This is a genomic window from Stenotrophomonas sp. YJH_SMC_80, from assembly GCF_059372495.1.
This window is the reverse complement of sequence record NZ_JCAFVP010000004.1, coordinates 198,374-221,398: the sequence shown is the minus strand read 5'-3', so window position 1 is coordinate 221,398 and position 23,025 is coordinate 198,374. Positions and strand designations below refer to the sequence as shown.

Below are 23,025 nucleotides of genomic sequence, written 5' to 3'. Positions count from 1 at the left end.
TCAGGAAGCCGCAGCGCCCGCCGCCCGCGCCAATGCAGCGGCATGCGCATCGCCCTTCCTCTCGCTGTAACGGTCCACCAGGTAGTCCGTCCTGCCACGCGTCAGCAGCGTGAACTTCACCAGCTCTTCCATCACATCCACCACCCGATCGTAGTACGGCGAGGGTTTCATCCGGCCGTCGTCATCGAATTCCTGCCAGGCCTTGGCCACTGACGACTGGTTGGGGATGGTCAGCATGCGCATCCAACGGCCGAGCACGCGCAACGTGTTGACCGTATTGAACGACTGCGAGCCGCCACTCACCTGCAGCAGCGCCAGCGTCCTGCCCTGCGTGGGCCGCACGCTGCCATCTTCCAGCGGCAACCAGTCGATCTGGTTCTTGAACACGCCGGTGACCGTGCCATGCCGCTCGGGGCTGACCCAGACCTGGCCTTCCGACCACTGCGACCATTCGCGCAGTCGCTGCACTTCAGGGTGGTGCGGGTGCACGCTGTCCAGCATGGGCAGCGCATGCGGATCGAACACGCGGGTCTCGCACCCCAGGTGACGCAGCAATCGCTCGGCTTCCAGCGCCAGCTTGCGACTGAACGACTGCGGCCGAAGCGAGCCGTAGAGCAGGAGGATGCGTGGCGGTCCCGGATCTGCCGCAGCGAGCTGGTGGTGATCGGGCTGGGGCAGCGAGGCGTCTACCAGATTCGGTAGATGGGGGCTTGTGATGGGCTTATTCATTCGATTATTCTAGAAATATGGAAACGTTGAATGCAATTGCTGCCCTGACTGCTCTGGGCCATGCCACCCGCCTGGCTGCCTTCCGCCTGCTGGTGGAGGCTGGCCCGGCAGGTCGCATGGCGGGCGACATCGCCACGGCCCTGCAGGTGCCCCCAGCCACGCTCAGCTTCCACCTGAAGGAGCTGGTGCAGGCCGGCCTGGTGGAGAGCGAAAGCCAGGGTCGCCATGTCTGCTACCGCGCCAACTTCGATGCGATGAACGGCTTGATCGAGTACCTGACGCACAACTGCTGCGCGGGCTCGCCAACCGGGCAATGCATGCCCACGGCGCCCGCCTGCAAGGGCTGACCCCACACAGATCCTCTCCTCTCAAGGCAATTGCTCCATGACCCGCAATGTCCTGTTCCTCTGCACCGGCAACAGCGCCCGCAGCGTGCTTGCCGAAGCCACCCTGCGTGCATGGGGCGGCGATCGCTTCAGCGCATTCAGTGCGGGCAGCCAGCCCAATGGCCAGATCAACCCCTTCGCGCTGGCCCAGTTGCAGGCCGAAGGAATGCCCATTGAAGGGCTGCGCAGCAAGTCGTGGGATGAGTTCGTGGATGCAGCACCGATGGCTCTGGTGATCACCGTGTGTGATGCAGCCGCAGCGGAAGCCTGCCCTGTGGTGTTCGGTGACTTCGTCCGCAGCCACTGGGGCCTGCCCGATCCGGCGGCCGTGGCAGGCAGCGATGCCGACAAGGCCGCAGCCTTCGCGCTGGCCCATGCCATCGTGAAGGCGCGGCTGCGTGCGCTGCTCACACTGCCTGCATCATTGTGGTCCGACCGCGAGACGCTGCAGCAAACGCTGGATCGGATCGGACAGCTGCCGCCAACTGATCGCATGCCGTGACTTCCCGCATGAATCTGTTCGAGCGCTACCTGACGCTCTGGGTCGGGCTTTGTATTGCGGTCGGCACGCTGCTGGGCCACTTCCTACCCGCTGCTTTCGCGGAGTTGGCCTCGGCCGAAATCGCCAAGGTCAATCTGCCGGTTGCCGCCCTGATCTGGTTGATGATCATCCCGATGCTGCTGAAGGTCGACTTCAGCGCAATGCGCCAGTTGCAGCAGCACTGGAAGGGCATCGGGGTGACACTGTTCATCAACTGGGCGGTCAAGCCGTTTTCGATGGCGCTGCTGGGCTGGCTGTTCCTGCGCCATGCCTTCGCGGACTGGTTGCCGGCGGGGCAGATCGACAGCTACGTCGCCGGGTTGATCCTGCTGGCAGCCGCGCCCTGCACTGCCATGGTGTTCGTCTGGAGCAACCTGTGCCGCGGCGATGCCAACTTCACCCTGAGCCAAGTGGCGTTGAACGACGCGATCATGGTGGTCGCATACGCACCGGTGGTGGCGCTGTTGCTGGGCCTGTCAGCGATCACTGTGCCGTGGGACACGCTGCTGTTGTCGGTGGGTCTCTACATTGTGGTGCCCGTGCTGGTGGCCGCCCTGCTGCGGCACTGGATCCTTTCGCGCAGCGGCGAGGCGGGCCTGCAGCGTGCGCTTCGAAGGCTGGGACCGCTGTCCCTGTCAGCGCTGCTGCTGACGCTGGTGGTGCTGTTCGGGTTCCAGGGCCAGCAGATCGTGAAGCAACCGCTGGTGATTGCACTGATTGCAGTGCCGATCCTAATCCAGGTCTACTTCACTTCAGGCCTGGCCTACCTGCTCAACCGCCGCTTGGGCGTGGCGCATTGCGTGGCCGGCCCTTCAGCGCTGATTGGCGCCAGCAACTTCTTCGAACTGGCTGTGGCCACAGCGGTGGGACTGTTCGGCGTGCACTCGGGGGCTGCGCTGGCGACGGTGGTGGGTGTACTGATCGAGGTGCCGGTCATGTTGTCTGTGGTGCGGATCGTGAACCGTACTCAAGCCTGGTACGAGAGACGCGAAGAGCACTGACACACCGGAGTGCGCCGAAGTCGATTTGCGTTCTTCGCCCCGCACTGTCGTCATCGGCCTGGTGGGGTACCCGTACGCCACGTCATCAACTTCGACCCATGTCGCATATTCCTCATGCCGCTACGGACGTTGCGGCGCCTGCGTCTGCGACGGCTTAACAGCATGCAAAAATGCCAAAAGCGTCTTTGATCCAGCGTTGAATGCAACTCTTCTGATTGGCGTTGCGCAGCGACGGCGGTACAGATGGTGGGCCGCCGGAAAATGGGTGGCCGGGCCTCGAAAACCCGTTAGATCACGAACGTTGTTTGCGCTTGCCAGCCGGCGTCACCCCGCGTGGCGCCGGCTGGCATTCCGTCTGCCGGCTATGGCGGGCGGAGCGTGGAGGCCTTGCGCCTGCCGGTCTTGTTCGTGATCTCCCGGTTTTCGAGCCACGTCTCCGCCCGCCACCTCTATGTGGCGGTTACCGTCTGTCCTGCACGGAGCCCTTGCCATGAGCACACCCGAATCCTCCCGCCTGCGCGCGCAGTACGTGCCCGCCAACGCGGACGCGCCCTCGGAAGCACTGCACCCGCACGATCCGCACGGTTTCATCGCCACGCTCGACCGCATCGGCAAGGGCGCCGCCGCCGACGGCCAGCCCTGGCCGGAACGTCATCAGATGCCCGGCCGCCGCATGGCCTTGGCCGACGCGGATTGCGCATTGACCGGCATGCGAGTGGCGCTGGAAATGCTGATGCTGCCGAGCGCGTGCGCCAGAACGGACCCGACGAGGAGTACGTGGGCGACCGTGTGATGGAGGGCCTGATGATGGTCAGTCTGTCGCTGACAGCACAGGTCAGCGCACGCATGCGGCCGGAAGGGTGATACGGGGAACAACGCTCACTGCAACGCCGGGCACGGCCCGGCGCTGCGGCGCGCGCCACATCACTCGCAGAGTGCGCTGTCTTCCTTCAACGCGGCATCCTGCAGTGGCTGGCGCTGTTCGATCTGCGCACGTTGTTCCGCCGTCGGCTCGCCCAGCCACCATACACGGCAGCGCGCGGTAAGACGGCCAACCATCTTCGACTGATCGGGCGAATACAACATCGCCAACGCCGTGCCGGGGCAGTCGTGGGCCTGGCAGGCGGTGTAGAACCACCACGGCTCACCCTGCAGCACTACCAGTTCGCCAGGACCGCTGGGCCCGCTCAACAGGCGTTCGCGCAGCGATGGAATCTCCTTGTCAGCGGATTCGGCTGCGGCCGTGTTCTTCATCAGGGCGTTGAACGCGGCCAGCACCTTCGGATCCTTGCGGCCGCAGTCGTCCACGGTATTGCCGCCCACCAGGGTGAAGAAATGCGTCGCCAGCGGGTTGTCCGCGCAGGTGAGTTCCCCGCCGGCGCTCGGGTCTTCCGGTTCGCCTTCGTTGTCCCACACCGAGGGGTCCACACCGTTTTCGGCGGACGGTTCCTTCTCGACCACCGTCGCCGCGGCGGCCGGTGCTTCGGTGGTCGGTGCCGGCGCCACAGCAGGTGCAGTCTCGCCAGTCTTCTCCGGTGCCTGTCCGCAGGCTGCCAGCAGCGCGGCCATCATCGCCATCCCTGTGATTCGCATCTTCATTCCGTGTCCTTGTCTGATCTGCGCTGCATCCACCAAATCGGCGGCCGCATGATTCTAACCAGCGGCGCGCTAGGATGCGTCTGAAGCCTTCCCATCATCTCCAGGGCCTGGACGCATGCGCCGCACACGACTCGCCATGATCTTCTGCAGTGCCCTGCTGATGGCATCGCCGGCAATTGCCCACGATGCAGAAGGCGCGAAGCCCGCACAGCCGCTTCCCGATATCGCGCTGCCCGCATCGCTGGACCGTGTACTGCGCGACTACGAGCAGGCGTGGCGCACGGGTGATGCCAAGGCACTGGCTGCGCTGTTCGCCGAGGATGGTTTTGTGCTGCAGAGCAACCAGCCGCCGGTGCGCGGCCGCAGCGCAATCGAGGCCGCATATGGCGGCCAGGGCAGCAGTCCGTTGCGGCTGCGTGCGTTGGCGTATGCGGTGGAGGGGAATACGGGCTACATCATTGGTGCGTACAGCTACGGCAACAACGTGGGCGATACCGGCAAGTTCACGCTCACGTTGAAGCGCGTGAGTGATGGGCCGTGGTTGATCTTTTCGGACATGGATAACACCAGCGCGCCGCCACGGGCGCGGTGATCGGCGTTGCAGTAGATCCACGCCATGCGTGGATATGCAGCGCGCATGATGCCAAGCAAGCTTGGCACCCACCAAAGCCTGTCTCCCGTCCGGCACCCGCGTGTACTCCCTGATGAAAAAACCCCGGCACTGGGCCGGGGTTTTTCGATTCACTTGAACAGCGTGTCCGGATACTCCGGTTTCTGTTCCCGCGCCAGCAATGCGCGCAGGCCTTCTTCCGGCGTCTGCTCGCCATGCAGCACGGCACGCACGCGGTCGGAGATCGGCAGGTCGATGCCATGGCGGCGCGCCTGTCGCATCACTTCGTCGGCGGTCTGCACCGATTCGACCACCTGGCCGATTTCGCGCACGGCATCCTGCAGCGTCTGGCCACGGCCCAGGGCCAGGCCCAGCCGGCGGTTGCGCGACAGGTCGCCGGTGCAGGTCAGCACCAGATCGCCCAGGCCCGCCAGGCCCATCAGCGTTTCCGGCTTGGCACCGATGGCAGCGGCCAGGCGCAGCATCTCGTTGAGGCCACGGGTGATCAGGCCGGCACGGGCGTTGAGGCCCAACTGCATGCCATCGGCCACGCCGGTGGCCACGGCCAGCACGTTCTTCATCGCGCCGCCCAGCTCGGCACCGACCATGTCGTCGCCGGTATAGGCGCGGAACGCCGGGCCATGCATCGCCTCGGCCACCGTCTGCGCGAACTCGGGCACGTCGCCGTGCACGGTGATCGCGGTCGGCAGGCCCTGGGTGACTTCCTTGGCGAACGACGGCCCGGTGACGACGGCCAGCGGCACGTCCTCACCCAGCACTTCGCGCGCCACTTCATGCAGGAAGCGGCCCGAACCGGGTTCGAAGCCCTTGGTGGCCCAGGCCACGCCGGCACCGGCAGGACGCAGCGGCGCCAGCGCACGCACGGTTTCGCCGAAGGCATGCGAGGGGGTCACCACCAGGATCCAGGCCGCGCCCTCCACCGCCGACGCCAGGTCGGTGGTGGCACGCAGGCTGTCCGGCAGCGGGATGCCCGGCAGGTAACGCGGGTTCTCGTGGCGCTGGTCGATGGCTTCGACCACGGCAGCATCGCGCCCCCACAGCACGGTCGGATGACCGTGCCGTGCGAGCAGGCTGGCCAGCGCGGTTCCCCAGGAACCGGCGCCAAGCACGGCGATCTTGTCAGCGGTAGTGCTCATCCGTGACGTCGCGGCAGGAATCAGGCGTTGCCAGCCGGCTCGGAGTCAGCCAGCGACGGTGCGTCGCCCTGCTCCTGGCGCTGGCGCAGGGTTTCTGCGTACAGGCCTTCGAAGTTGATCGGCTGCAGGAAGAACGGCGGGAAGCCGCCGGCCTGGATCAGGTCGCTGATCAGCTGGCGCACGTACGGGAACAGGATGTTCGGGCACTGGGTGCCGAGCAGCACGTCGATCGACTGCGGGTCCAGGCCGACCAGGCCGAACACGCCGGCCTGCTTCACTTCGGCCACGTAGGCGGTGCGCTCACCGGCCTGGCAGGTCAGGGTCACGGCCAGGACCACTTCGAAGGCGTTCTCACCCAGGCGCTGCACCTGCTGGTTCAGGTTCAGCTGCAGCTCCGGCTGCACCTGGTCATTGAAGATGGTCGGAGCGTTCGGCGACTCGAAGGAGACGTCCTTGACGTAGATCTTCTCGACGGTGAAAGCGGGGCCGGTGGCGGCATCGACCGGCGCAGCAGCGCCGTTGGTGATCTCTTCGGACATTTCCAGTAACTCCAATGAATGCAATGAAAACGATGGTCGAATTACTGCGATGGGGGCGGGATCAGGCCCATACAAGGCCGGATCCGCCACCTGCGGCAATCAGTTGCGGCCCTTGACCAGCGGCAGCTCGGCCTGCTGCCAGGCGGGAATGCCGCCGTCGAGCACGTAAACCTTCTCGAAGCCGGCCTTCTTCAGCGCCTTGGCGGCGGTTTCCGAAGCGTTGCCGCTGCGGCACACCAGCACCACCGGCGACTGCTTGGCGTTGGCCACCAGCTTGTGGTCCGGGCCGAAGGCACTGGCCTGGGCGTTGCGGCTGCCGGCAATGTGGCCCTTCTCGAAGTCACCGCTGGCCGACAGGTCGACCACCACCGTGCCGCCCGCGTTCATCAGCTGGGTCAGTTCGGCGGGCTTGATGCCCTTGAAGCCCCGGAACAGGCGGCGGATCTCGGTGACGATGATGGCCACGGTCAGGCCGACCAGGGCCGCGGACAGCATCGGGTTTCGGCCTGCAAAGGCCAGCAACTCTTCGTAATTCACTCAGGTCACGGGTCGATTAAGCGGGCGCCGATTGTCGCACAAGCCGGACGCGGCCCGTCACTGCCCCTTCCACAGGTCCGGCAGGCCGGCGGTCTGCCACCAGCGCTTGGCCTCCGGATCCCAGCGCCAGCGCTCGACCACCATCACGGTGCGTTCGGCCTGCGTGTTCTGGTTGATCACCCCGATTTCGACCCGGCGCTCGACCAGGCCGCCTTCCAGCGCCGCGCTGCTGCGCTCGCGGTAGGACGACACGCGCAGCTGCGCGTAGCGGTTGAGCTCGAACTCGGTGGGCGGCTTTTCCTTGCGCAGCTTGGGGTCCAGATAGCCGATGGCATCGTCCATGCTGCCCCAGCGGATGGTGGCGCCGTAGGCGATCTGGGTCTCTTCCAGCAGCTTGCGCTGCTTGCGGCTCAGGTCGTCGGCCGAAGCCACGGCGCTGACCAGCAGCAGGGAACACATCAGGAACTGGATGAGGCGGCGCATCGGTGGTTTCCCCAGAACGTCAGCCTGCCATCCTACCCTTTGGCGAAGGCAACAAAGCGACCGCTGAACTCTGCGGCAGGCTTGCCATCGGCACCGGGCTGGGTGGCGATGATGCTGATGCGGGCCTTGCGGCGCTGGCGGAAGGTGTTCAGGAAGGCGTCCCAGCCGGTGGCCTCGGCCGCTTCGGCGTGGGCGTGCAGGTCTTCGTAGACCGGGGCCAGGTAGCGCAGGTTGCTGTCGGCCACGTAGACCTCGGCATCGTGGCCGGCCAGGCGCAGGCGCAGGCTGACCAGCGCCCAGCCGGACAGGGTCAGCACCGAGGCCAGGCTGCCACCGAAGGCGTTGCCCTTGTCGTTGACGTTGGCGGCCAGCGGCGCGGTGATGCGCAGCACGCCATCGGCATAGCCGTCGAGCTGGATCTGCATGGCGCGCACCGCCGGCATGCAGTCCAGCACGTCCTGCAGGGCGGCCAGCGAGGAAGTCAGAGCATCAACGGACATCGGAGCAGAGACCACGACAACGAAGGGCCCGCATAATGCAGGCAATGGCCGACCATACGATACCCACTGGCGCCGCCGGTTCCGAGCCGGGCTGGACCTTCATTTCGCTGCGACCGCAGGGCCAGAATTCCGCACTGCGCCGCGCCGTTGCTGGGCTGGGCGGGCATGTGGTGGCCCTGCCACCCTGGCGCCTGCAGCGCTTGAACGGCATGCCAGTGGTGCGTCAGCTGCAACGCGCGCTGAACTGCGATCGGGTGGTGTTCACCAGCCCGGCCGCCGTGACCGCGGCCGCCACCCTGCTGCCACTGGCCGAGGCGCAACGCAGCCCGTGGCTGACCGTGGGCGAAGGCACCGCGCGCGCACTGCGGGCGCAGGGCGTCGGCGAGGTGCATGCACCGCAACGGATGGACAGCGAGGGCCTGCTGGCGCTGCCGGTGCTGGCCGAGGCGCGGGGCCTGCGCATCGGCCTGGTCACCGCGCCCGGCGGACGCGGGCTGATTGCTGCACACCTGCAGGCCGCAGGCGCCACGATCGAACGTGCCGATGTCTACCAGCGCCGCCTGCTGCGCCTGTCGCCCCGCACGCTGGTTCGATTGGCGCATTCAGCGCAGCCGTGGGTGCTGGCGGTGAGCAGTGGCGAAGCGCTGCAGCATTTCTGGCAGCAGCTTCCGCCGGCATTGCAGCAACGCCTGCAGACCCAGGCCACCGTCGTCGTGGCCAGCGAACGGCTGGGCGATCAGGCGCATGCACTGGGGCTGCAGCGCGTGGTGCGCGCGGCCGGGCCCACCACGGCACAGCTGGTGGCCGCTGCACACGCCACGCTCACCGTCCCGGCAGCGACCTGAACAGGGACGTGGGTCACGCTTGCCGCTGTGGTCGGCAACAGTGATGCTGTGCACAACGCGGCCTGCCGGATCCTGACCGGCGACGTTGCCGACAAGGAAGCCCCATGAACGAGACTCCGCCCGTTTCCCCGCCCCGTCGCCCCGCGCGCTGGCTGCTGCCGCTGGCCGGGGTGGTCGTGCTTGGCGTGGGCGGCTATGCCGGCTGGTACGTCTGGCAGCAGCAACAGCACGAACAGGAAGCGCAGGCACAGACCATGGCCGTGCAGCTGCAGGGCCTGGAGGCGACGCTGGATGCACTGCGCCGCGACCAGCGCGCGACCAGCCAGCGCCTGCAGGATGCGGCGACCACCAACCGCGTGCTGCGCGACGAGATGCTGGGCCTTTCGCAGCGCAGTGCGCTGCTGGAAGAGAACCTGGCCAAGCTGGCCGACAGCGCCAACCAGGGCCGCCAGGCGGTACAGCGCGATGAGGCCGAACTGCTGCTGACCCAGGCGGCGCAACGGCTGAATTATGCCGACGACGTGGAAGGCGCGCGCCGCCTGTATGCACAGGCCGCCACCGCGCTGGCCGATCTGCCCGACAGCGATGGCCTGAACCTGCGCCAGGCATTGGTGCAGGAGCGCGATGCACTCGATGCGCTGGGCGCCGGCCCGCGCGTGCAGTCGCTGCAGCGGCTGGATGCCTTGGCCAGGGCACTGCAGGGGCTGCCGTCGCAGGTGACCGGCAACGCTGCGACCGACACCGCAAAACCGTGGTGGCAATCGACGCTGGCCCCGTTCGTGGACATCACCCCGAGCCGCCAGAATGGCCCGCTGACCGCCGCCGAACGTCGCAATGCCGACGACGCCCTGCAGCTGGAACTGACCCTGGCGCGCGCCGCGATCGAACGCGGCGACCGCACGGGCCGCGATACCGCACTGGAACGCGTGGAGCACTGGGCACAGCGGCGCTGGCCGGATTCACCGGCCCTGCGCGCGCAACGTGCTGAACTGAAGGCCTTGCGCGAGCTTCCGCTGCAGGCCAGCAACACCGTGCTTGGCAGCACCCTGCAGCAACTGCGCACCCAGACCGACCGGAGGTAATCCCGCATGAAACCCCTGCAATCCCTGGTTGTGCTGTTGCTGGCGGTGGCCATCGGCGTGGTGGCCGCGCAATGGCTCGGCGCCGATGACCTCAACCGTTTCGGTGAAGTGACCCTGCGCTACGGCGGTTACGACTACCACAGCAACCTGCCGAAGGTGGCGCTGCTGTCGGTGATCGCAGTGCTGGTGCTGTGGCTGCTGTGGAGCCTGATTGCCGCACCGTTCCGCGCCTGGGGCCGCTACCGCCGCAAGCAGGGCCGGGTGCGCCTGATCGACGGCCTGCAGGCCTACGAGCACGGCCAGTGGCAGCGTGCCGAGAAGCTGCTGGATGGCGCTGCCAAGGACCCGGAAGTGAGCGCGGTGGCGCTGGCCAATGCCGTGCGCAGCGCACAGGCACGTGCCGACGGCCCCGCCGGTGAAGCGCTGCTGCAGCGTCTTGGCGAGAGCGATGCCACCCTGCAGGCACTGCTGCGCGCCGAACAGCTGCTGGCGCGCGATCTGCCGGTGGATGCGATCAATGCATTGGACGTGGCGGCGATCCAGCCGCTGCCGCCGCGCGGCCTGTGGCTGCGTACCGAAGCGCTGGCGCGTGCCGGCCGCGCACACGAGGCCTATGGCCAGCTGGGTGCGCTGCGCCAGAGCAAGGTACTGCCGGCCGAATCAAACAGCGAACTGGAAGCCCGCTTGGCCGCACAGGCGCTGCTGGAAGCGGCCGACGTCAACGCATTGGCCGCACAGTGGGAAGCCACGCCGAAGGCGCTGCGGCCGACCCCGGACGTGGTGGGCGCCTATGCCAGCCGCGCGGTGGCCCTGAACTGGGATGAGCCGGCGCTGCTGGCGCTGGAACAGGCGCTGGACCAGCGCTGGGACGACGAACTGGTGGCGCTGTACGGCCGCCTGCCGGCCGAGCGCCTGGCCACCCGCCAGGCCAACCTGGCGCGCTGGCGCAATGTGCATGATGGCTCGGCCGCACTGCATCTGGCGCAGGGCCGCGTGGCCCTGGCCCAGCAGCAGTGGGATGCCGCCGATACGTTCCTGCACGAGGCCATCGCTGCGGGCGCCGGTGCCCCGGCGTGGGAGGCACTGGGTGAGCTGTTCGCACAGCGTGGCGAGCACGCGCTGGCCGCGCAGTGCCTGGCCAATGCGCTGCGACTGCAGCGCGGCGAGGACAGCGTGGCGCTGGTGCGCGGCAGCGAGGCGCCGCTACGTGCCACGGTGGAAGAGCAGCCGATCGCGGTGCAGCCGCCGGTGTATGACGCCAATGAAGAGCGCGACGAGTTCGGCAACCCGCGGTTGCCGTGAGGCGTGCCGACCAACGGTCGGCACCCACCCAATAGATCCACGCCATGCGTGGATGCTTCCCGCACCATGCCGACCAACGGTCGGCATCCACCGGACAAAAAAACGCCGCCCGATGGGCGGCGTTTTTTTGTTCGATGAATGCGATCAGCGTTCGACGATCGCCACCACGCCCATGCCGCCGGCGGTGCAGATCGACACCAGCGCGCGGCCACCGCCGCGTTCGGCCAGCTGCTTGGCTGCGGTAGCAATCACACGTGCACCGGTGGCGGCGAACGGGTGGCCGGTAGCCAGCGACGAGCCCAGCAGGTTGATCTTGTCCGGGTCGATACGGCCCATCGGCGCATCCAGGCCCAGGCGGTTGCGGCAGTAATCCTCGCTCTCCCACGCACGCAGGGTGCACAGCACCTGTGCAGCGAAGGCCTCGTGGATCTCGTAGATGTCGAAGTCCTGCAGGGTCAGGCCGTTGCGCTTGAGCATCTCCGGCACGGCCACGGTCGGTGCCATCAGCAGGCCTTCGCCATGCACGAAGTCCACCGCAGAGACGTGCGCATCGCGCAGGTACGCCTGCGGCTCATGGCCGTGCGCACGCGCCCACTCTTCACTGGCCAGCAGCACCGCGGCGGCGCCATCGGTCAGCGGCGTGGAGTTGGCGGCGGTCAGGGTGCCACGGCCGGAGACCTTGTCGAAGGCCGGCTTCAGCGTGGCCAGCTTTTCCAGCGAGGTATCCGGACGCAGGATGTTGTCGCGCTCGACGCCACGGAACGGTGCGATCAGATCGTTGAAGAAACCGCGCTCATAGGCAGCGGCCAGCTTCTTGTGCGAGGACACCGCCCACTCGTCCTGCGAGTCGCGCGAGATGTTCCATTCCTTGGCCATGTCCTCGCAGTGGTCGCCCATGCTCTTGCCGGTGCGCGGCTCGGCCACGCCCGGGAACTCGGGCTTGAGCTCGGAGAACTTGAAGCCGGTGGTGAGCGCGCGGATCTTGTCGCCGGTGCTCTTGGCACGGTTGGCGGCCAGCAGGCGCGCGCGCAGCTTCTTGCCGTAGACGATCGGCACGTCGGAGGTGGTGTCCGAACCGCCGCCGATGCCCGATTCGATCTGGCCCAGCGCGATCTTGTTGGCGACGGTGATGATGCTGTCCAGCGAGGTGCCACAGGCGCGCTGCAGGGTGATGCCCGGGGTCAGCGGCGACAGGCCGGACGACAGCGTGGCTTCACGGCCCAGGTTCCAGTCGCTGGAGTGCTTGATCACCGCACCCATCGCCACTTCACCCAGCTGCTGGCCGTGCAGGCCGAACCGTTCGACCAGCGCGCCCAGCGTACGGACCGACATGCCGAGGTTGCCGACATCCGAATACGCGGTGTTCTGGCGGCAGAACGGAATGCGGACGCCACCGAGGATGGCGACGGGACGAGCGTTGGGCATGGAGATACCTGGCATGGATGAGGGTGTCTGCAACATGGCCTGCACGGCGGAGCAGGCATAATGGAGCCAAGTGTAGCTGCCGCCCTGTGATGGGCCAACCGTGGAACCATGAGCAAACCCGACCCCGCGATGAATGCCCTTGGCGTGCTGGCCCTGGAACTGGCCGGCGGCGAAATCCCCCGCCAGGCGGTACTCAGCGCCGAACAGGCCGGTGAACTGGCCGATCGCGTCGGCCGCGACCTGTCCAAGCTGGTGCCGCAGGTGGCCGAGCTGGACCTGGTGTTCGCCGCCGCCCATTTCGACCCGGCCGAAGTGCTGCGCCCGGGCTGGCCGATCCATCGCCGCCTGGAAGAACTGCAGATGCGTGCCCCGGGCCGCAACCAGGGCCCGCGCCTGCTGGCCTTTGGTACCGACGCCCAGGGCGACGTGCCGCTACCGTTCCAGGCCGATGCCAGCCTGGTGGGCGGTGGCCTGCGCGTGGTGCCGTTCCTGCTGACCGGCAGCGACGTGGCGACGACCAATGCGGTGGCCGAGGCGCTGGAAGACACGCTGCTGGCCAACGGCATGGCCCATGCCGACACTGCGTTGATGGCGCAGAACACCTTCGGTGCCCGCATCGAGCACGCGCGCTATTTCACCGTGAATGATCTGGCCGCGATGATGTCGATGCAGTACGACAACCAGGGCCTGGCCGCACTGTGGCCGCTGATCGAGACCGCAATCATGGCCCCCGGTGAAGACGAATGGCTCAACGCCGCGCCCGAGCCGCTGCTGCGTTACACGCATGGCGAAGCACGCATGGCGCTGTTCGATCCGGCCGGCTGGTGCGCGCACTACGATCACGGCAAGAACGATTGCGACCGCCTGAAGGGCATCTACGAGCAGTTCCTGATGCGCCAGCGGCAGATGGCCGCCGTGCTGGAAGCGCATGGCGTGCCGGTGCTGTTCGTGCACTGCGAGGCCGGTCAGGACGCACGCGAGCTGCTGGCGCGCTGAAGACGGGTAGTGCCGGCCGCTGGCCGGCAACATCCGGATCTACGATTGCCGGCCAGCGGCCGGCACGACCGATCAAGAAAAACGCCGGCTTCTGCCGGTGTTCTCCGTTTCCAGCAGGAGCGCGCTTACGGCGCCTTCTGGATCACCGCACACGCCAGGCGCGCGCCGGCGTTGCCGGTCGGCTGGGTCTTGTAGTCATCCGCATCGGCGTGGACGATCAGGCCACGGCCGATGATGTCGAAGTCATCACCCTTGCCGATGTTGACGTTGCTCGACACCGGGCCGTCGATGGTGGCCACGCCCTTGTCGTCGGCCTTGATGTTGGGCATGTCGCCGCCGTGGTGCGGATCGGTGGCGACGTTGCCGTGGTCCTGCTTGCCCGGGTTGAAGTGGCCACCGGCACTCATGCCGTCCGGGGCGCTGCAGTCGCCCTTCTCGTGGATGTGGAAGCCGTGCTCGCTGCCCGGCTTCAGGCCGCTGATCTGGCCGGTCACGTGGACCTTGCCATCGACCACCTTGAAGGTGACGCTGCCCTTGGTCTCGTTGCCCTGGGTCGGTGCCAGCTCGGCGCTGGCCGTAGCATCGGCAGCCGGTGCAGCCGCCGGGGCCGGCGTTGCAGCCGGTTCGGTGGTAGCACCGTCGGCCGGCGCGGCCGGCGGGGTTTCAGCCTGCGGCGCGGCCGGCTGCTGGTTGCAGGCCGCCAGGCCCAGCGCAGCAATGGCTGCGAACAGCGAAGTGTGGATCAAGCGCATGGAATCTCTCCCTGGATGATGCCTGCAGTGATCAGCGGACAACCCGGATCACGCCACAGGCGATGCGGACGCCGGCGTTGCCGGCGGGCTGGCTGCGATAGTCGTCGGCGTTGGCATGCACGACCAGTGCACGTCCGGCGATATCGGTGGCGGCGCCTCCGCCAAGGGTAACGCCCTTGAGGTGGATATCGACGTTGGCGCGGCCCTGGGCGTCGGCACGCAGATTGTCCATGTCGCCCAGGTGGTGCTTGCCGGTGCCGGCGCGGCCATGCGCAGCGCCACCGGGATTGAAGTGATTGCCGGCACTGCTGGCATCCACCGCACTGCAGTCGCCGCGCTCGTGGATGTGGAAGCCGGCCTGCTGCATCGGCTGCAGGCCACCGATCAGGCCGGTGATGTGGATACCGCCGGGCTCCACCATCAGTGCGATGCGGCCACTGACAATGCTGGCCGAGGCCGGCGCAAGATTGGCCTCGCCCTGCTTCGCTGCGCTGACCACGGTCGGCGGCGGCGGAGTAGGTTCGGTCTTTTTCGGCGCGCTGCCACAGGCAGACAGCAGCACGGCGGCGGACAACGGCAGGATGGCAAAGGACAGACGCATCAAGGACTCCTTGCAGATGACACTAAGCGTTGCATCGTCCATGAACGATCAACGGTTCGGCAAGCGGGCGCGAGGATCGCGTGCAGGGGCCGTTCAATGGCCCCCGCGGCGGCGCCCGGCGCCCAGCTTCCGGGTAAGGGTATTGCGGCCAAGGCCGAGGCGGGCAGCGGCTTCTGCGCGGCGCCCATGGGTGATCTGCAGCGCGGCCTCCAGCAGCGCATGGTCGACCCGCTCGCGCACCTGCGCGTGCAGCCCTTCCACGCCTTCGGCCAGCTGACGGCGTGCCCATTCGGCCAGCAGCGCTTCCCACTGCCCTGGATCGGCGCTGGTGGTGCTGCTGCGACGACCGCGCGTACGGTTGAGCGCGGTATCGACGTCGGCCACGCCGATGGTGTCGGCGGCCGCCAACGCCGCCATCCGCCAGCACACGTTTTCCAGTTCGCGCACGTTGCCCGGCCAGTCGTGTTCGCGCAGCGCCTGCAGTGCGGCCGCGGTCAGGCGCTTCGGCGGTGTATCCAGCTTGCGCGCGGCGGCGGCCAGGAACGTACTGGCCAGCTGTGCGATGTCCTCGCGGCGCTCGCGCAGCGGTGGCAGCTGCAGGCGCACCACGTCGAGGCGGTGCAGCAGGTCGGCGCGGAACTTTCCTTGTGCAACCAGCCCTTCCAGGTCCTGGTGGGTGGCGGCGACCACGCGCACGTCGACGCGGATCAGTTCACGGCCACCGACGCGGAAGAACTCGCCCTGCGCCAGCACGCGCAGCAGCCGGGTCTGCAACGGCAGCGGCATGTCGCCGATCTCATCCAGGAACAGTGTGCCGCCATCGGCCTGCTCGAAGCGGCCGATATGGCGGCGCTGCGCGCCGGTGAAGGCGCCGGCTTCGTGGCCGAACAACTCGCTTTCCAGCAGCTCGGACGGGATTGCAGCGGTATTGAGCGCGACGAAGGGCCCCTGCGCGCGCGGTGATTCGCGATGCAGCGCATTGGCCACCAGCTCCTTGCCGGTGCCGGTCTCGCCGGTGATCAGCACCGCCAGCGGTGCCTGCGCCAGGCGACCGATGGCGCGGAACAGCGCGCGCATCGGCGGGGTATCGCCCACCAGTTGCGGCGGTTGGTCGCTATGCGCTTCGGCCGCAGGTGTGGCCGCCGCCAATGCCGGGGCGACGGCCGGCAGCACCCGTTGCGCCAGTGCCACCGCATCGTCCAGATCGAACGGCTTGGACAGGAATTCATGCGCGCCACCGCGGAACGCGCCGGCCGTGCTGGCTACATCGGTATAGGCCGACATCACCACCACCGGCAGCTGCGGCAGCGCGGCCTTGAGCTTGTCCAGCAGCACCAGGCCATCGTCGCCGGGCATGCGCACATCGGTGAACAGCAGCGCCGGTGGCGGGCCTTCGCTCAACGCCTGCAGGGCGGGTGCGGCGCTGTCGAAATCGACGACCTGGTAGCCCGCCTCGCGCAGCGCGGTGCACAGCACGAAGCGCACGGCCCGATCGTCATCGACCACCCAGATGCGCTGCGGGGACGAAGAAGACTCAGACATCGCGCGGGGCCTCCTCGGCCGGGGCAGCGCCGCTGACGATCGGCAGCAGCAGAGTGAACACGGTATGGCCCGGGCGCGAGCGGTAGGTCAGCGTGCCGCGATGCTCGCGCGCCACCTGCTGGGCCAGCGCCAGGCCCAGGCCAGTGCCTTCGGCACGGCCACTGACCAAGGGCAGGAACAGGTGTTCAGCCAGTTCCTCGGGAACGCCACGGCCGTCGTCGGCGATTTCCAGGCGCAACGCCAGCGTGTGCAGCTGCTCGGCAATGCGCACGCCATGCTCCACGCGGGTACGCAGGGTGATGTTGCCGGCGCCGGCCTGGATCGCGTTGCGCACCAGGTTCCAGACCGCCTGGGTGAGGCGGTCGGCGTCACCATGGAATTCGGGAATGCTGGGGTCGTAGTCGCGCTGCAGGCGCACCGCCCAGCCGGCTTCGCTCTCGGCCAGGCGCAGCACGCGCTCCAGCGCGGCATGGATGTTCAGTTCGGCGTGGGGCGCCGCCGGGGCCGGCGACAGCAGCTGGTCGAGCAGGCCGTTGAGGCGCTCGATCTCCGAGCCGATCAGTTCGATCAGCTCACGTTCGCTGGCGTCGCGCTGCGCCGCGCGGCGGGCCAGCAGCTGGGCCGCGCCCTTCAGCCCGGCCAGCGGGTTGCGCAGCTCGTGGGCCAGGCCCTTCAGCGCCGCGCTGAGCGCGCTGGGCAGCGCCTGGGTGGGATCGAGTCCTGGGAACTCATCGACCGGATGCGCCTCCAGCAGCCAGCCGCCATCGTCGCGGCGGCTCATCCAGCCCTCGGCGAAGCGCGGCGCCTCGCCGGGCACCGCCAGCGCCAGCCGGTTCAGGCGCAGGCTGTCGCGCTCGTCACGGGCCAGGAAATGGGCCAACGCCTCGCCCTGCACTTCCAAGGCGGCCAATGGCCGACCCAGCAGGCGCCGAACGCTGACGCCCAGCCAGCGGGCGAAGGCCGGATTGCAGCCGGCAATGCAGCCATCGGCCCCGGCCCAGGCCAGCGGCGTGCCCAGGGCATCGAGGGACGGCGGGGGTGCGGGGTCGGACATTGCACCAATGTAGTGCAAAACGCTGGTGTGGGGTCAGAGCCCTTTCCGCGCGGCAAGGGATCTGACCCCTTGCGCTGCGGGGTCCGGGGTCGGATCCCTTTCCGTCAGGAAAGGGCTCTGACCCCTGCCGCAGGTCGAGCAAGCTCGACCACTACCAGATGCGTGGCCGGTTACAGCTTCATGTTCAGGCCGACGAACACGCTGCGGCCCGGGGCCGGCGAGAACATCGGGCGGGCGCTGTCCCAGAAGAAGCTGTCGTACCAGGCGTAGGCGTACTGGCGGCCGGTGACGTTCTTCAGCTGCAGGTCCACGCTGAAACGCGGGGTGAGCTGATAGGCAGCACTGAGGTCGAGCACGGCGAAGCCACCGAACTTGCCGGCCACGTTGCGTTCTTCCAGATAGTAATCGCCCTGTACACGCGCCTGCAGGCCCAGCCGCAGCGCATCAGCGGCGCGGTAATCCACACCCAGATTGCTGATATGGCGCGGGGTGGCAGCCACTTCGCGGCCCTGCAGGGAAATGCCGGCATCGCGGTCGTCGCGGGTGATCTTCGCTTCCTGGTAGGCGTGCGAGGCCCATACCGTCCAGTCGTCGCCCAGTTGCAGGCTCAGCTGCGCATCCACGCCGCGTCGGCGGGTCTTGCCCAGGGTGACCGTGGTGCCGGTGGCCGGCATGTTGGATACCTCGTTTTCCGCGTCCTGCTGCCACACCGCCAGGCGTGCCTGGCTGCCGGCAAACGGCTGGAATTTCAGGCCCAGCTCCATGCCGGTGTTGGTGGACGGCTGCATCGGTGCCTGCCCGGGGGTGAGGTAGGCCGGCGCGGTGGACCCGGTCAGTACCTGGAAGGTGCGGCCCCAGTTCGCGTAGACGTGGGTGGTCTGGCCCAGGCTGTGGATGACGCTCAGCTTGGGCTGACCGATGGTGCCGTAGTCCTGCAGGCGTCCGCGGACGCCGTTCATCAGGTGCGTGCTGCCACTGAAGCGATCGATACGATAGGCCGGCACGATCTTCCACGCCTCGGCGGGCCGGTAGATGGCCTGCACGTAGGCGCCCCAGTTGTCGAAGCTGTGGCGGTCGTCGTTCTGCACGCGCGCCGGCGGCTGGCTGTAATCGGTCGGTTCGGCGTAGGCGTAGCGCTCGCGGATATAGCCGTTGTCCTGCTGCTCGTAGTTCAGGCCGCCCTCGACAGTAAGCGCGGGGCTGGCCTGCCAGGTCAGCGTGCTGAGCAGGCCAGTCTGGCGCTCATCCCACACGCGGCGCTGACGCGGCAGGTTGCCGGTGGGCAGATCGCTGAAGGTCACGCGGCGGTCGTCTTCATAGCGGTTGTAGTAGAGCCGCGTGCCGAAGGTGAGTGCGTCGGACAGCTTCATATCCAGGTGCGCGGCAAGCTGGCGCATGTCGCGGTCATCACCGTCGTTGCCGTTGCGCAGCTCGCTGCCACGGCGGTGCGTGCGCAGTTCCTCGGCGGTCATGAAGCCGGGTTCGTCGGCCTCATGGTGATAGGCGCGCGCGGTCAGGCCCACGCGCAGCCCTTCGTCCAGCGTGCCGAAGAACCACTTGCCGCCCAGCGAGTACTTCCTGGAGGTGTCGTGGTCGCGATAACCATCGCTGGCCTGGGTGCCGACGAAATAGTTCTGCGCGAAGCCATTGGCTTCGCGGCCAACCGCCAGCTGTGCATCACGGGTGTTGTAGCTGCCGTAGGCGAGGCGCGCATCGGTGTAGCTGCCGCCTTGGCGCGTACCGAAGTTCACGTTGCCACCGATGTTGTGCAGCCCATAGCGCGGGTCGTTGGTCCCGCGCACCACTTCGATGTAGCTGATGTCCAGCGGGAACAGCATGTCGATGAAGCGCTGGTTGCCGCTGTTGACGTTGCTGGGGATGCCGTCGATGAGGGTCTTGATGGCGTTGAGGTAGCCCTCGCCGTTGAAGGCGCGGAAGCTGACCTTGCCCGATTCGGCGCCCTGCCGGGTTTCGGTGAGCTGGATGCCGGGCATCTGCCCGAGCAGTTCCCAGCTGTGCGAGACATTGCGGTTTTCGATCTGGTCTGCACCCAGGACGTCCACCGAGGTCAGCACCTGGTGCGCACTGAGCTGGCCTTCGCCGTGCTGGTGCACCTGCACCTTGCCGAGGGTGAGCGCGGCATCGGCGGACTGTGCGAAAGCTTCAGGGGCGAGCGGCGCGGCCGCCAGGGCGGCCACAAGGGTGGGAGTCTTCATGGGAAGGGGCGGCTGCGGTGAAATGTAATCATATAACATTTCACATGCCCGCTTTTGCAGCGTCGAGCAAGGCTCGGCGCTACAAGGGCGGGTGCCGGGGGCTGGGATTACACCGGGTAGCCGGTGGCTTCCCGCGCCTTCTTCCAGGCGCTTTCGAACTCGCGCGCACTGATCTCGTCATCTTCGTCGAAATCCAGGAACGACACTGGCTGGTCGGCCAGCAGGAAGCGGTCATCGCTGTGGGCGTGCTCGTCGGCCCAGACCATCCTGGTGCCGTAGATTTCCACCTGGCGCACGATCTTCTCGCCACGGGCTTCCATCAGCACGTTGCCCTTGCCCAGGCCCGATTCGGCCCAGTGCTTGTAGTACTTCTTTGCGGCGGATTTCGCGCCGGGTTTTGCGTTGTGCTTTGCGTAGGTCATTGCAGGGGTCCTGGCCGCAGGCGCGGCCGGAAAGTTCGGAATGGCGCCATTATCAGGCATCCGGGGTGAGAGCCCTTCCCTTTGGAAAGGGATCCGACCCCCTGCTGGTTCAGTTCGGCAGGGGCACGCCCTTCGGCCACAGCATCCAGATATTGCCCTTCTGCTTCATGTCGCCGGCCAGCTTGCCGGCGGCATCCCCGCTGCCCCAGTACAGGTCGGCGCGCACCTCACCGGCGATGGCGCCGCCGGTGTCCTGCGCGGCCACCGGGCGCACCACCGGGGTGCCGTCCGGGCGCGTGGTGGAGAGCCACAGCAGGCTGCCCAGCGGCACCACGCTGCGGTCCACCGCCACGCTGTAGCCGGCGGTAAGCGGCACGTTCAGCGAACCACGCGGGCCTTCCGGGCTGTCCGGGTTGCGCACGAAGAACACGTAGCTGGGGTTGCTGCGCAGCAGTTCCGGCACACGCGCGGGATTGGCCCGTGCCCAGGCGCGGATCGCGTCCATGGTGACGTCTTCCTTCTTCAGCTGGCCCTGGTCCACCAGCCAGCGCCCGATGGCGCGGTAGGGGTGGCCATTCTGTTCCGCATAGGCCAGACGCACCTGCTTGCCATCGGCCAGGCGCACGCGGCCGGATCCCTGGATCTGCAGCAGCTGCAGGTCCATCGGGTCGGTCAGCCAGGCCAGCACCGGGGCGTTGGCGCCCTTGGACGCGATGGTGCCGGCGTCGTCATAGGGCTTGAGCACCTTGCCTTCGACGCGACCGCGCAGGCGCTTGCCCTTCAGTTCCGGGTAGAGGCTCTCCAGCTGCACCACCACCAGATCATCGGGAGTGCCGTAGACCGGCACCGTCGCCTTGTCGGTGCGGGTCAGGCTGCCGGCATAGATCGGCTCGTAGTAGCCGGTAATCAGTCCGTCGGCCTGGTGGCCACCGGCACGCAGCGCATAGACATCAAGGTCGCGCTGCAGGAACTGGCGGATCGCGGCCGGGTCCTTGTCTGACACCGCTACGGCGGTGGCGCAGGGTTTGGCCCAGACCGCATCGTTCTTCAGGCGGGTGCAGCTGCTGCGCCAGGCAACGAAGCCGGCCTGCAGATCGGTATCGGAGACCGGGGGCAATGCGCTCCATGCAGCCTTGGCATAGGTGGCCGCGGGCGGCGTGACCGGCGTCGGCACTTCAGATCCGGTGCGGGGGGCGGTGGTGGCGCAACCGGCGAGCACGGCCGCTGCCAGCAGGATGCAGTGCCTGCGCTTGAAGAAGGTGGCGGAATCGATCATGCCGCCATGGTGGCGGGCCGGCCGCTGGGCGGCAACCCGGCGCGGGGTCAAGCGTTCATGCGCGGGGTCACGGCGTCTGCAGCAGCAGCGAGTACAGGATGCGCGCGTCTTCGGCATCCAGCGTCTTCGGCAGGTCGTCGCGGCCACGGAAACGGCGGTGGAAGGCGGCGACGGTGGCTTCGCGGTTGTCCAGTGGATAGCCGAAGCGGGCCAGCGCATTCCACGCGTCGAAGCCTTCCGGTGCCGCGCCGTCGGCGGCGCGCGGCCATACCCCGAAGCCAGCCTCGGCCAGCTGTTGCCAAGGGAAGAAGCGGCTCGGATCCTGCTTGCGCGTCGGCGCCAGGTCGGCATGGCCGATCACCTGTCGCGGCGGAATGTTCAGACGCGTGGTGAGATCGCGCAGCAGCACGATCAGCGATTCGATCTGCGCCGCACTGAACGGGCTGCGGCCATCGTTGTCGAGCTCGATGCCGATCGAGGCCGAGTTGAGATCGGTGATGGTGCCCCAGCGCCCCGCGCCCGCATGCCAGGCGCGGCGCTCATCGGCGACCAGCTGGTAGCGATGGCCATCGGCGCCGACCAGGTAATGTGCACTGACCGGTCCACCGCTGTTGGCCGTGCGCAGCGTATGCAGGCTCTGCTGCACCGACTTCTGCTCGGTGTGGTGGATGACGATGATGACCGGCGTGCGCGCGTTCTGGTTGGGTGATGGCACCCAGGTGGCGAGCGGGTTGTGCTGCACGGGCGCGGTGGCGGTGCAGGCCGCCAGGGCCAGTGCCAGCAGTGTGGAAGCCAGAAGGCGGGGGCTGATCATGGGCAGATTGTAACCATGGACCGCAGCCGTGGTTCGGCGCAGCGCGCCGATCGTCCAGACACCCCTTGGCCCTGAAACCGGATATTCGACAGTCAAAATTCGCCTAATGACCTGCACGAGTCCAGAGGAACAATTGCACGCAGAAAAGCCTGCCCGACACCAGCCACAGCCCCGCCCCCAATAACAACCAAAATAATAAAAAATCCATAATTTCAATCAGACCCTAAAGTACCAATTAGTACCCGCAAACAGCTGACATTAAACTATCACTTCAAATACCAATTCATCCCTAAAAAGCGTAAGCCTTGAAATTTCCGCAATGGACGCAAGGTCTCTCCGGGTCGTCCCTTCGCGAACTACTCCCGAAATGAGGATCTCATCAAAGTATGAGGCAACACCACCAACCCATCCTCCCACGGCCTCATCAAGCAATCTTTCGAGACCAGGTGAACTCACCTCCACCCTAAGATCAGAAAATTGATGATCACGACTATCTACCAGAAAGCATTCCCTACCACGAACAACCAGAAAAGCCCTCAACGATACAACGCTTCCATACAGAGCCGGAAAATCAATACAAGAGAATTTTTCGAAACCATCAGACATTAAATATCAC

Annotated in this window: 25 protein-coding genes and 1 pseudogene; 9 read left to right on the top strand and 17 right to left on the bottom strand. The window is 67.1% G+C overall.

Annotated elements, in window-relative coordinates; translation table 11 throughout:
- The gene (arsH, locus tag AC5P99_RS09255; protein WP_049402850.1) at window positions 1–729 is read right to left on the bottom strand and encodes an arsenical resistance protein ArsH; all 729 of its coding nucleotides are present in this window, start codon (window positions 727–729) and stop codon (window positions 1–3) included.
- 17 nt (window positions 730–746) lie between these two features.
- On the opposite strand from arsH, the gene AC5P99_RS09250 reads away from it, so the two are divergent.
- The 4 genes and pseudogenes from AC5P99_RS09250 to AC5P99_RS09235 all read left to right on the top strand — a co-directional run bounded on the left by AC5P99_RS09250 (window position 747) and on the right by AC5P99_RS09235 (window position 3,521).
- Window positions 747–1,076: an ArsR/SmtB family transcription factor gene (locus tag AC5P99_RS09250; RefSeq protein ID WP_495213068.1), complete on the top strand. Its 330-nt coding sequence runs from the start codon at window positions 747–749 to the stop codon at window positions 1,074–1,076.
- Window positions 1,077–1,113: 37 nt separating this feature from the next.
- A complete protein-coding gene (locus tag AC5P99_RS09245; protein ID WP_329755835.1) occupies window positions 1,114–1,617 on the top strand; it encodes an arsenate reductase ArsC in 504 nt (167 codons plus the stop codon).
- An 8-nt stretch (window positions 1,618–1,625) separates the two neighbouring features.
- Window positions 1,626–2,657, top strand: a complete 1,032-nt coding sequence (arsB, locus tag AC5P99_RS09240; RefSeq protein ID WP_329755833.1) for an ACR3 family arsenite efflux transporter — start codon at window positions 1,626–1,628, stop codon at window positions 2,655–2,657.
- Window positions 2,658–3,147: 490 nt separating this feature from the next.
- Window positions 3,148–3,521: pseudogene (locus tag AC5P99_RS09235) on the top strand (hypothetical protein).
- A gap of 60 nt (window positions 3,522–3,581) precedes the next feature.
- On the opposite strand, the gene AC5P99_RS09230 reads toward AC5P99_RS09235, so the two are convergent.
- Window positions 3,582–4,256, bottom strand: a complete 675-nt coding sequence (locus AC5P99_RS09230) for an Ivy family c-type lysozyme inhibitor (protein ID WP_049449282.1) — start codon at window positions 4,254–4,256, stop codon at window positions 3,582–3,584.
- A gap of 136 nt (window positions 4,257–4,392) precedes the next feature.
- Between AC5P99_RS09230 and AC5P99_RS09225 the strand changes: the two genes are divergently transcribed.
- On the top strand, window positions 4,393–4,848 hold the full coding sequence (locus tag AC5P99_RS09225; protein WP_049449279.1) for a YybH family protein: 456 nt from the start codon (window positions 4,393–4,395) through the stop codon (window positions 4,846–4,848).
- 149 nt (window positions 4,849–4,997) lie between these two features.
- Here the strand turns inward: AC5P99_RS09225 and AC5P99_RS09220 are convergent, their stop codons facing one another.
- The 5 genes from AC5P99_RS09220 to AC5P99_RS09200 form a co-directional block, all read right to left on the bottom strand.
- Window positions 4,998–6,023, bottom strand: coding sequence for an NAD(P)H-dependent glycerol-3-phosphate dehydrogenase (locus tag AC5P99_RS09220; protein ID WP_005407597.1), 1,026 nt, complete (start codon window positions 6,021–6,023; stop codon window positions 4,998–5,000).
- A 20-nt stretch (window positions 6,024–6,043) separates the two neighbouring features.
- Window positions 6,044–6,562 (bottom strand): protein-export chaperone SecB, encoded by a 519-nt coding sequence (secB, locus tag AC5P99_RS09215; RefSeq protein WP_005407596.1) that lies wholly within the window; start codon window positions 6,560–6,562, stop codon window positions 6,044–6,046.
- Window positions 6,563–6,661: 99 nt separating this feature from the next.
- Window positions 6,662–7,099, bottom strand: coding sequence for a rhodanese-like domain-containing protein (locus AC5P99_RS09210; protein WP_005411869.1), 438 nt, complete (start codon window positions 7,097–7,099; stop codon window positions 6,662–6,664).
- Between the two features lie 57 nt (window positions 7,100–7,156).
- Window positions 7,157–7,582: a hypothetical protein gene (locus AC5P99_RS09205; RefSeq protein WP_005407594.1), complete on the bottom strand. Its 426-nt coding sequence runs from the start codon at window positions 7,580–7,582 to the stop codon at window positions 7,157–7,159.
- Window positions 7,583–7,614: 32 nt separating this feature from the next.
- On the bottom strand, window positions 7,615–8,082 hold the full coding sequence (locus tag AC5P99_RS09200) for a YiiD C-terminal domain-containing protein (RefSeq protein WP_005407593.1): 468 nt from the start codon (window positions 8,080–8,082) through the stop codon (window positions 7,615–7,617).
- A 35-nt stretch (window positions 8,083–8,117) separates the two neighbouring features.
- Between AC5P99_RS09200 and AC5P99_RS09195 the strand changes: the two genes are divergently transcribed.
- The 3 genes from AC5P99_RS09195 to AC5P99_RS09185 all read left to right on the top strand — a co-directional run bounded on the left by AC5P99_RS09195 (window position 8,118) and on the right by AC5P99_RS09185 (window position 11,311).
- Window positions 8,118–8,927: a uroporphyrinogen-III synthase gene (locus AC5P99_RS09195; protein ID WP_108269931.1), complete on the top strand. Its 810-nt coding sequence runs from the start codon at window positions 8,118–8,120 to the stop codon at window positions 8,925–8,927.
- A gap of 104 nt (window positions 8,928–9,031) precedes the next feature.
- Window positions 9,032–10,009 carry a uroporphyrinogen-III C-methyltransferase gene (locus AC5P99_RS09190; protein WP_049449273.1) on the top strand — a complete coding sequence of 326 codons (978 nt, stop codon included), beginning with the start codon at window positions 9,032–9,034 and terminating at the stop codon, window positions 10,007–10,009.
- A gap of 6 nt (window positions 10,010–10,015) precedes the next feature.
- Window positions 10,016–11,311, top strand: a complete 1,296-nt coding sequence (locus AC5P99_RS09185; RefSeq protein ID WP_012478739.1) for a heme biosynthesis HemY N-terminal domain-containing protein — start codon at window positions 10,016–10,018, stop codon at window positions 11,309–11,311.
- A 144-nt stretch (window positions 11,312–11,455) separates the two neighbouring features.
- Here AC5P99_RS09185 and AC5P99_RS09180 read toward each other — a convergent pair whose 3' ends face one another.
- A complete protein-coding gene (locus tag AC5P99_RS09180; protein WP_088435804.1) occupies window positions 11,456–12,751 on the bottom strand; it encodes an acetyl-CoA C-acetyltransferase in 1,296 nt (431 codons plus the stop codon).
- Between the two features lie 93 nt (window positions 12,752–12,844).
- Between AC5P99_RS09180 and AC5P99_RS09175 the strand changes: the two genes are divergently transcribed.
- Window positions 12,845–13,732 carry a hypothetical protein gene (locus AC5P99_RS09175; protein WP_005407588.1) on the top strand — a complete coding sequence of 296 codons (888 nt, stop codon included), beginning with the start codon at window positions 12,845–12,847 and terminating at the stop codon, window positions 13,730–13,732.
- A 125-nt stretch (window positions 13,733–13,857) separates the two neighbouring features.
- Here AC5P99_RS09175 and AC5P99_RS09170 read toward each other — a convergent pair whose 3' ends face one another.
- From AC5P99_RS09170 to AC5P99_RS09130, 9 genes are all read right to left on the bottom strand, one after another.
- Window positions 13,858–14,484 (bottom strand): superoxide dismutase family protein, encoded by a 627-nt coding sequence (locus AC5P99_RS09170; RefSeq protein WP_005411864.1) that lies wholly within the window; start codon window positions 14,482–14,484, stop codon window positions 13,858–13,860.
- A 31-nt stretch (window positions 14,485–14,515) separates the two neighbouring features.
- Window positions 14,516–15,085: a superoxide dismutase family protein gene (locus tag AC5P99_RS09165; RefSeq protein WP_005407586.1), complete on the bottom strand. Its 570-nt coding sequence runs from the start codon at window positions 15,083–15,085 to the stop codon at window positions 14,516–14,518.
- A 93-nt stretch (window positions 15,086–15,178) separates the two neighbouring features.
- Window positions 15,179–16,627 carry a nitrogen regulation protein NR(I) gene (ntrC, locus tag AC5P99_RS09160; RefSeq protein ID WP_012478733.1) on the bottom strand — a complete coding sequence of 483 codons (1,449 nt, stop codon included), beginning with the start codon at window positions 16,625–16,627 and terminating at the stop codon, window positions 15,179–15,181.
- A complete protein-coding gene (locus AC5P99_RS09155; protein ID WP_005411862.1) occupies window positions 16,620–17,681 on the bottom strand; it encodes a two-component system sensor histidine kinase NtrB in 1,062 nt (353 codons plus the stop codon). The genes ntrC and AC5P99_RS09155 overlap by 8 nt, the downstream gene beginning before the upstream one ends.
- Before the next feature lie 170 nt (window positions 17,682–17,851).
- A complete protein-coding gene (locus tag AC5P99_RS09150; protein WP_049449261.1) occupies window positions 17,852–19,897 on the bottom strand; it encodes a TonB-dependent receptor in 2,046 nt (681 codons plus the stop codon).
- 107 nt (window positions 19,898–20,004) lie between these two features.
- Window positions 20,005–20,319 carry a hypothetical protein gene (locus AC5P99_RS09145; protein ID WP_049423150.1) on the bottom strand — a complete coding sequence of 105 codons (315 nt, stop codon included), beginning with the start codon at window positions 20,317–20,319 and terminating at the stop codon, window positions 20,005–20,007.
- 109 nt (window positions 20,320–20,428) lie between these two features.
- A complete protein-coding gene (gene mltA / locus AC5P99_RS09140) occupies window positions 20,429–21,595 on the bottom strand; it encodes a murein transglycosylase A (RefSeq protein WP_049449553.1) in 1,167 nt (388 codons plus the stop codon).
- 67 nt (window positions 21,596–21,662) lie between these two features.
- Window positions 21,663–22,409, bottom strand: coding sequence for an N-acetylmuramoyl-L-alanine amidase (locus AC5P99_RS09135; protein WP_049449259.1), 747 nt, complete (start codon window positions 22,407–22,409; stop codon window positions 21,663–21,665).
- 258 nt (window positions 22,410–22,667) lie between these two features.
- Window positions 22,668–23,015: a hypothetical protein gene (locus AC5P99_RS09130; RefSeq protein ID WP_123959339.1), complete on the bottom strand. Its 348-nt coding sequence runs from the start codon at window positions 23,013–23,015 to the stop codon at window positions 22,668–22,670.
- Window positions 23,016–23,025: the final 10 nt, after the last annotated feature.

Coding starts and splice junctions, on each gene's coding strand:
- arsH (WP_049402850.1), bottom strand. CDS start 729: ATGAATAAGCCCATCACAAGCCCCCATCTACCGAATCTGGTAGACGCC.
- AC5P99_RS09250 (WP_495213068.1), top strand. CDS start 747: ATGGAAACGTTGAATGCAATTGCTGCCCTGACTGCTCTGGGCCATGCC.
- AC5P99_RS09245 (WP_329755835.1), top strand. CDS start 1,114: ATGACCCGCAATGTCCTGTTCCTCTGCACCGGCAACAGCGCCCGCAGC.
- arsB (WP_329755833.1), top strand. CDS start 1,626: ATGAATCTGTTCGAGCGCTACCTGACGCTCTGGGTCGGGCTTTGTATT.
- AC5P99_RS09230 (WP_049449282.1), bottom strand. CDS start 4,256: ATGAAGATGCGAATCACAGGGATGGCGATGATGGCCGCGCTGCTGGCA.
- AC5P99_RS09225 (WP_049449279.1), top strand. CDS start 4,393: ATGATCTTCTGCAGTGCCCTGCTGATGGCATCGCCGGCAATTGCCCAC.
- AC5P99_RS09220 (WP_005407597.1), bottom strand. CDS start 6,023: ATGAGCACTACCGCTGACAAGATCGCCGTGCTTGGCGCCGGTTCCTGG.
- secB (WP_005407596.1), bottom strand. CDS start 6,562: ATGTCCGAAGAGATCACCAACGGCGCTGCTGCGCCGGTCGATGCCGCC.
- AC5P99_RS09205 (WP_005407594.1), bottom strand. CDS start 7,582: ATGCGCCGCCTCATCCAGTTCCTGATGTGTTCCCTGCTGCTGGTCAGC.
- AC5P99_RS09200 (WP_005407593.1), bottom strand. CDS start 8,082: ATGTCCGTTGATGCTCTGACTTCCTCGCTGGCCGCCCTGCAGGACGTG.
- AC5P99_RS09195 (WP_108269931.1), top strand. CDS start 8,118: ATGCAGGCAATGGCCGACCATACGATACCCACTGGCGCCGCCGGTTCC.
- AC5P99_RS09190 (WP_049449273.1), top strand. CDS start 9,032: ATGAACGAGACTCCGCCCGTTTCCCCGCCCCGTCGCCCCGCGCGCTGG.
- AC5P99_RS09185 (WP_012478739.1), top strand. CDS start 10,016: ATGAAACCCCTGCAATCCCTGGTTGTGCTGTTGCTGGCGGTGGCCATC.
- AC5P99_RS09180 (WP_088435804.1), bottom strand. CDS start 12,751: ATGCCAGGTATCTCCATGCCCAACGCTCGTCCCGTCGCCATCCTCGGT.
- AC5P99_RS09175 (WP_005407588.1), top strand. CDS start 12,845: ATGAGCAAACCCGACCCCGCGATGAATGCCCTTGGCGTGCTGGCCCTG.
- AC5P99_RS09170 (WP_005411864.1), bottom strand. CDS start 14,484: ATGCGCTTGATCCACACTTCGCTGTTCGCAGCCATTGCTGCGCTGGGC.
- AC5P99_RS09165 (WP_005407586.1), bottom strand. CDS start 15,085: ATGCGTCTGTCCTTTGCCATCCTGCCGTTGTCCGCCGCCGTGCTGCTG.
- ntrC (WP_012478733.1), bottom strand. CDS start 16,627: ATGTCTGAGTCTTCTTCGTCCCCGCAGCGCATCTGGGTGGTCGATGAC.
- AC5P99_RS09155 (WP_005411862.1), bottom strand. CDS start 17,681: ATGTCCGACCCCGCACCCCCGCCGTCCCTCGATGCCCTGGGCACGCCG.
- AC5P99_RS09150 (WP_049449261.1), bottom strand. CDS start 19,897: ATGAAGACTCCCACCCTTGTGGCCGCCCTGGCGGCCGCGCCGCTCGCC.
- AC5P99_RS09145 (WP_049423150.1), bottom strand. CDS start 20,319: ATGACCTACGCAAAGCACAACGCAAAACCCGGCGCGAAATCCGCCGCA.
- mltA (WP_049449553.1), bottom strand. CDS start 21,595: ATGATCGATTCCGCCACCTTCTTCAAGCGCAGGCACTGCATCCTGCTG.
- AC5P99_RS09135 (WP_049449259.1), bottom strand. CDS start 22,409: ATGATCAGCCCCCGCCTTCTGGCTTCCACACTGCTGGCACTGGCCCTG.
- AC5P99_RS09130 (WP_123959339.1), bottom strand. CDS start 23,015: ATGTCTGATGGTTTCGAAAAATTCTCTTGTATTGATTTTCCGGCTCTG.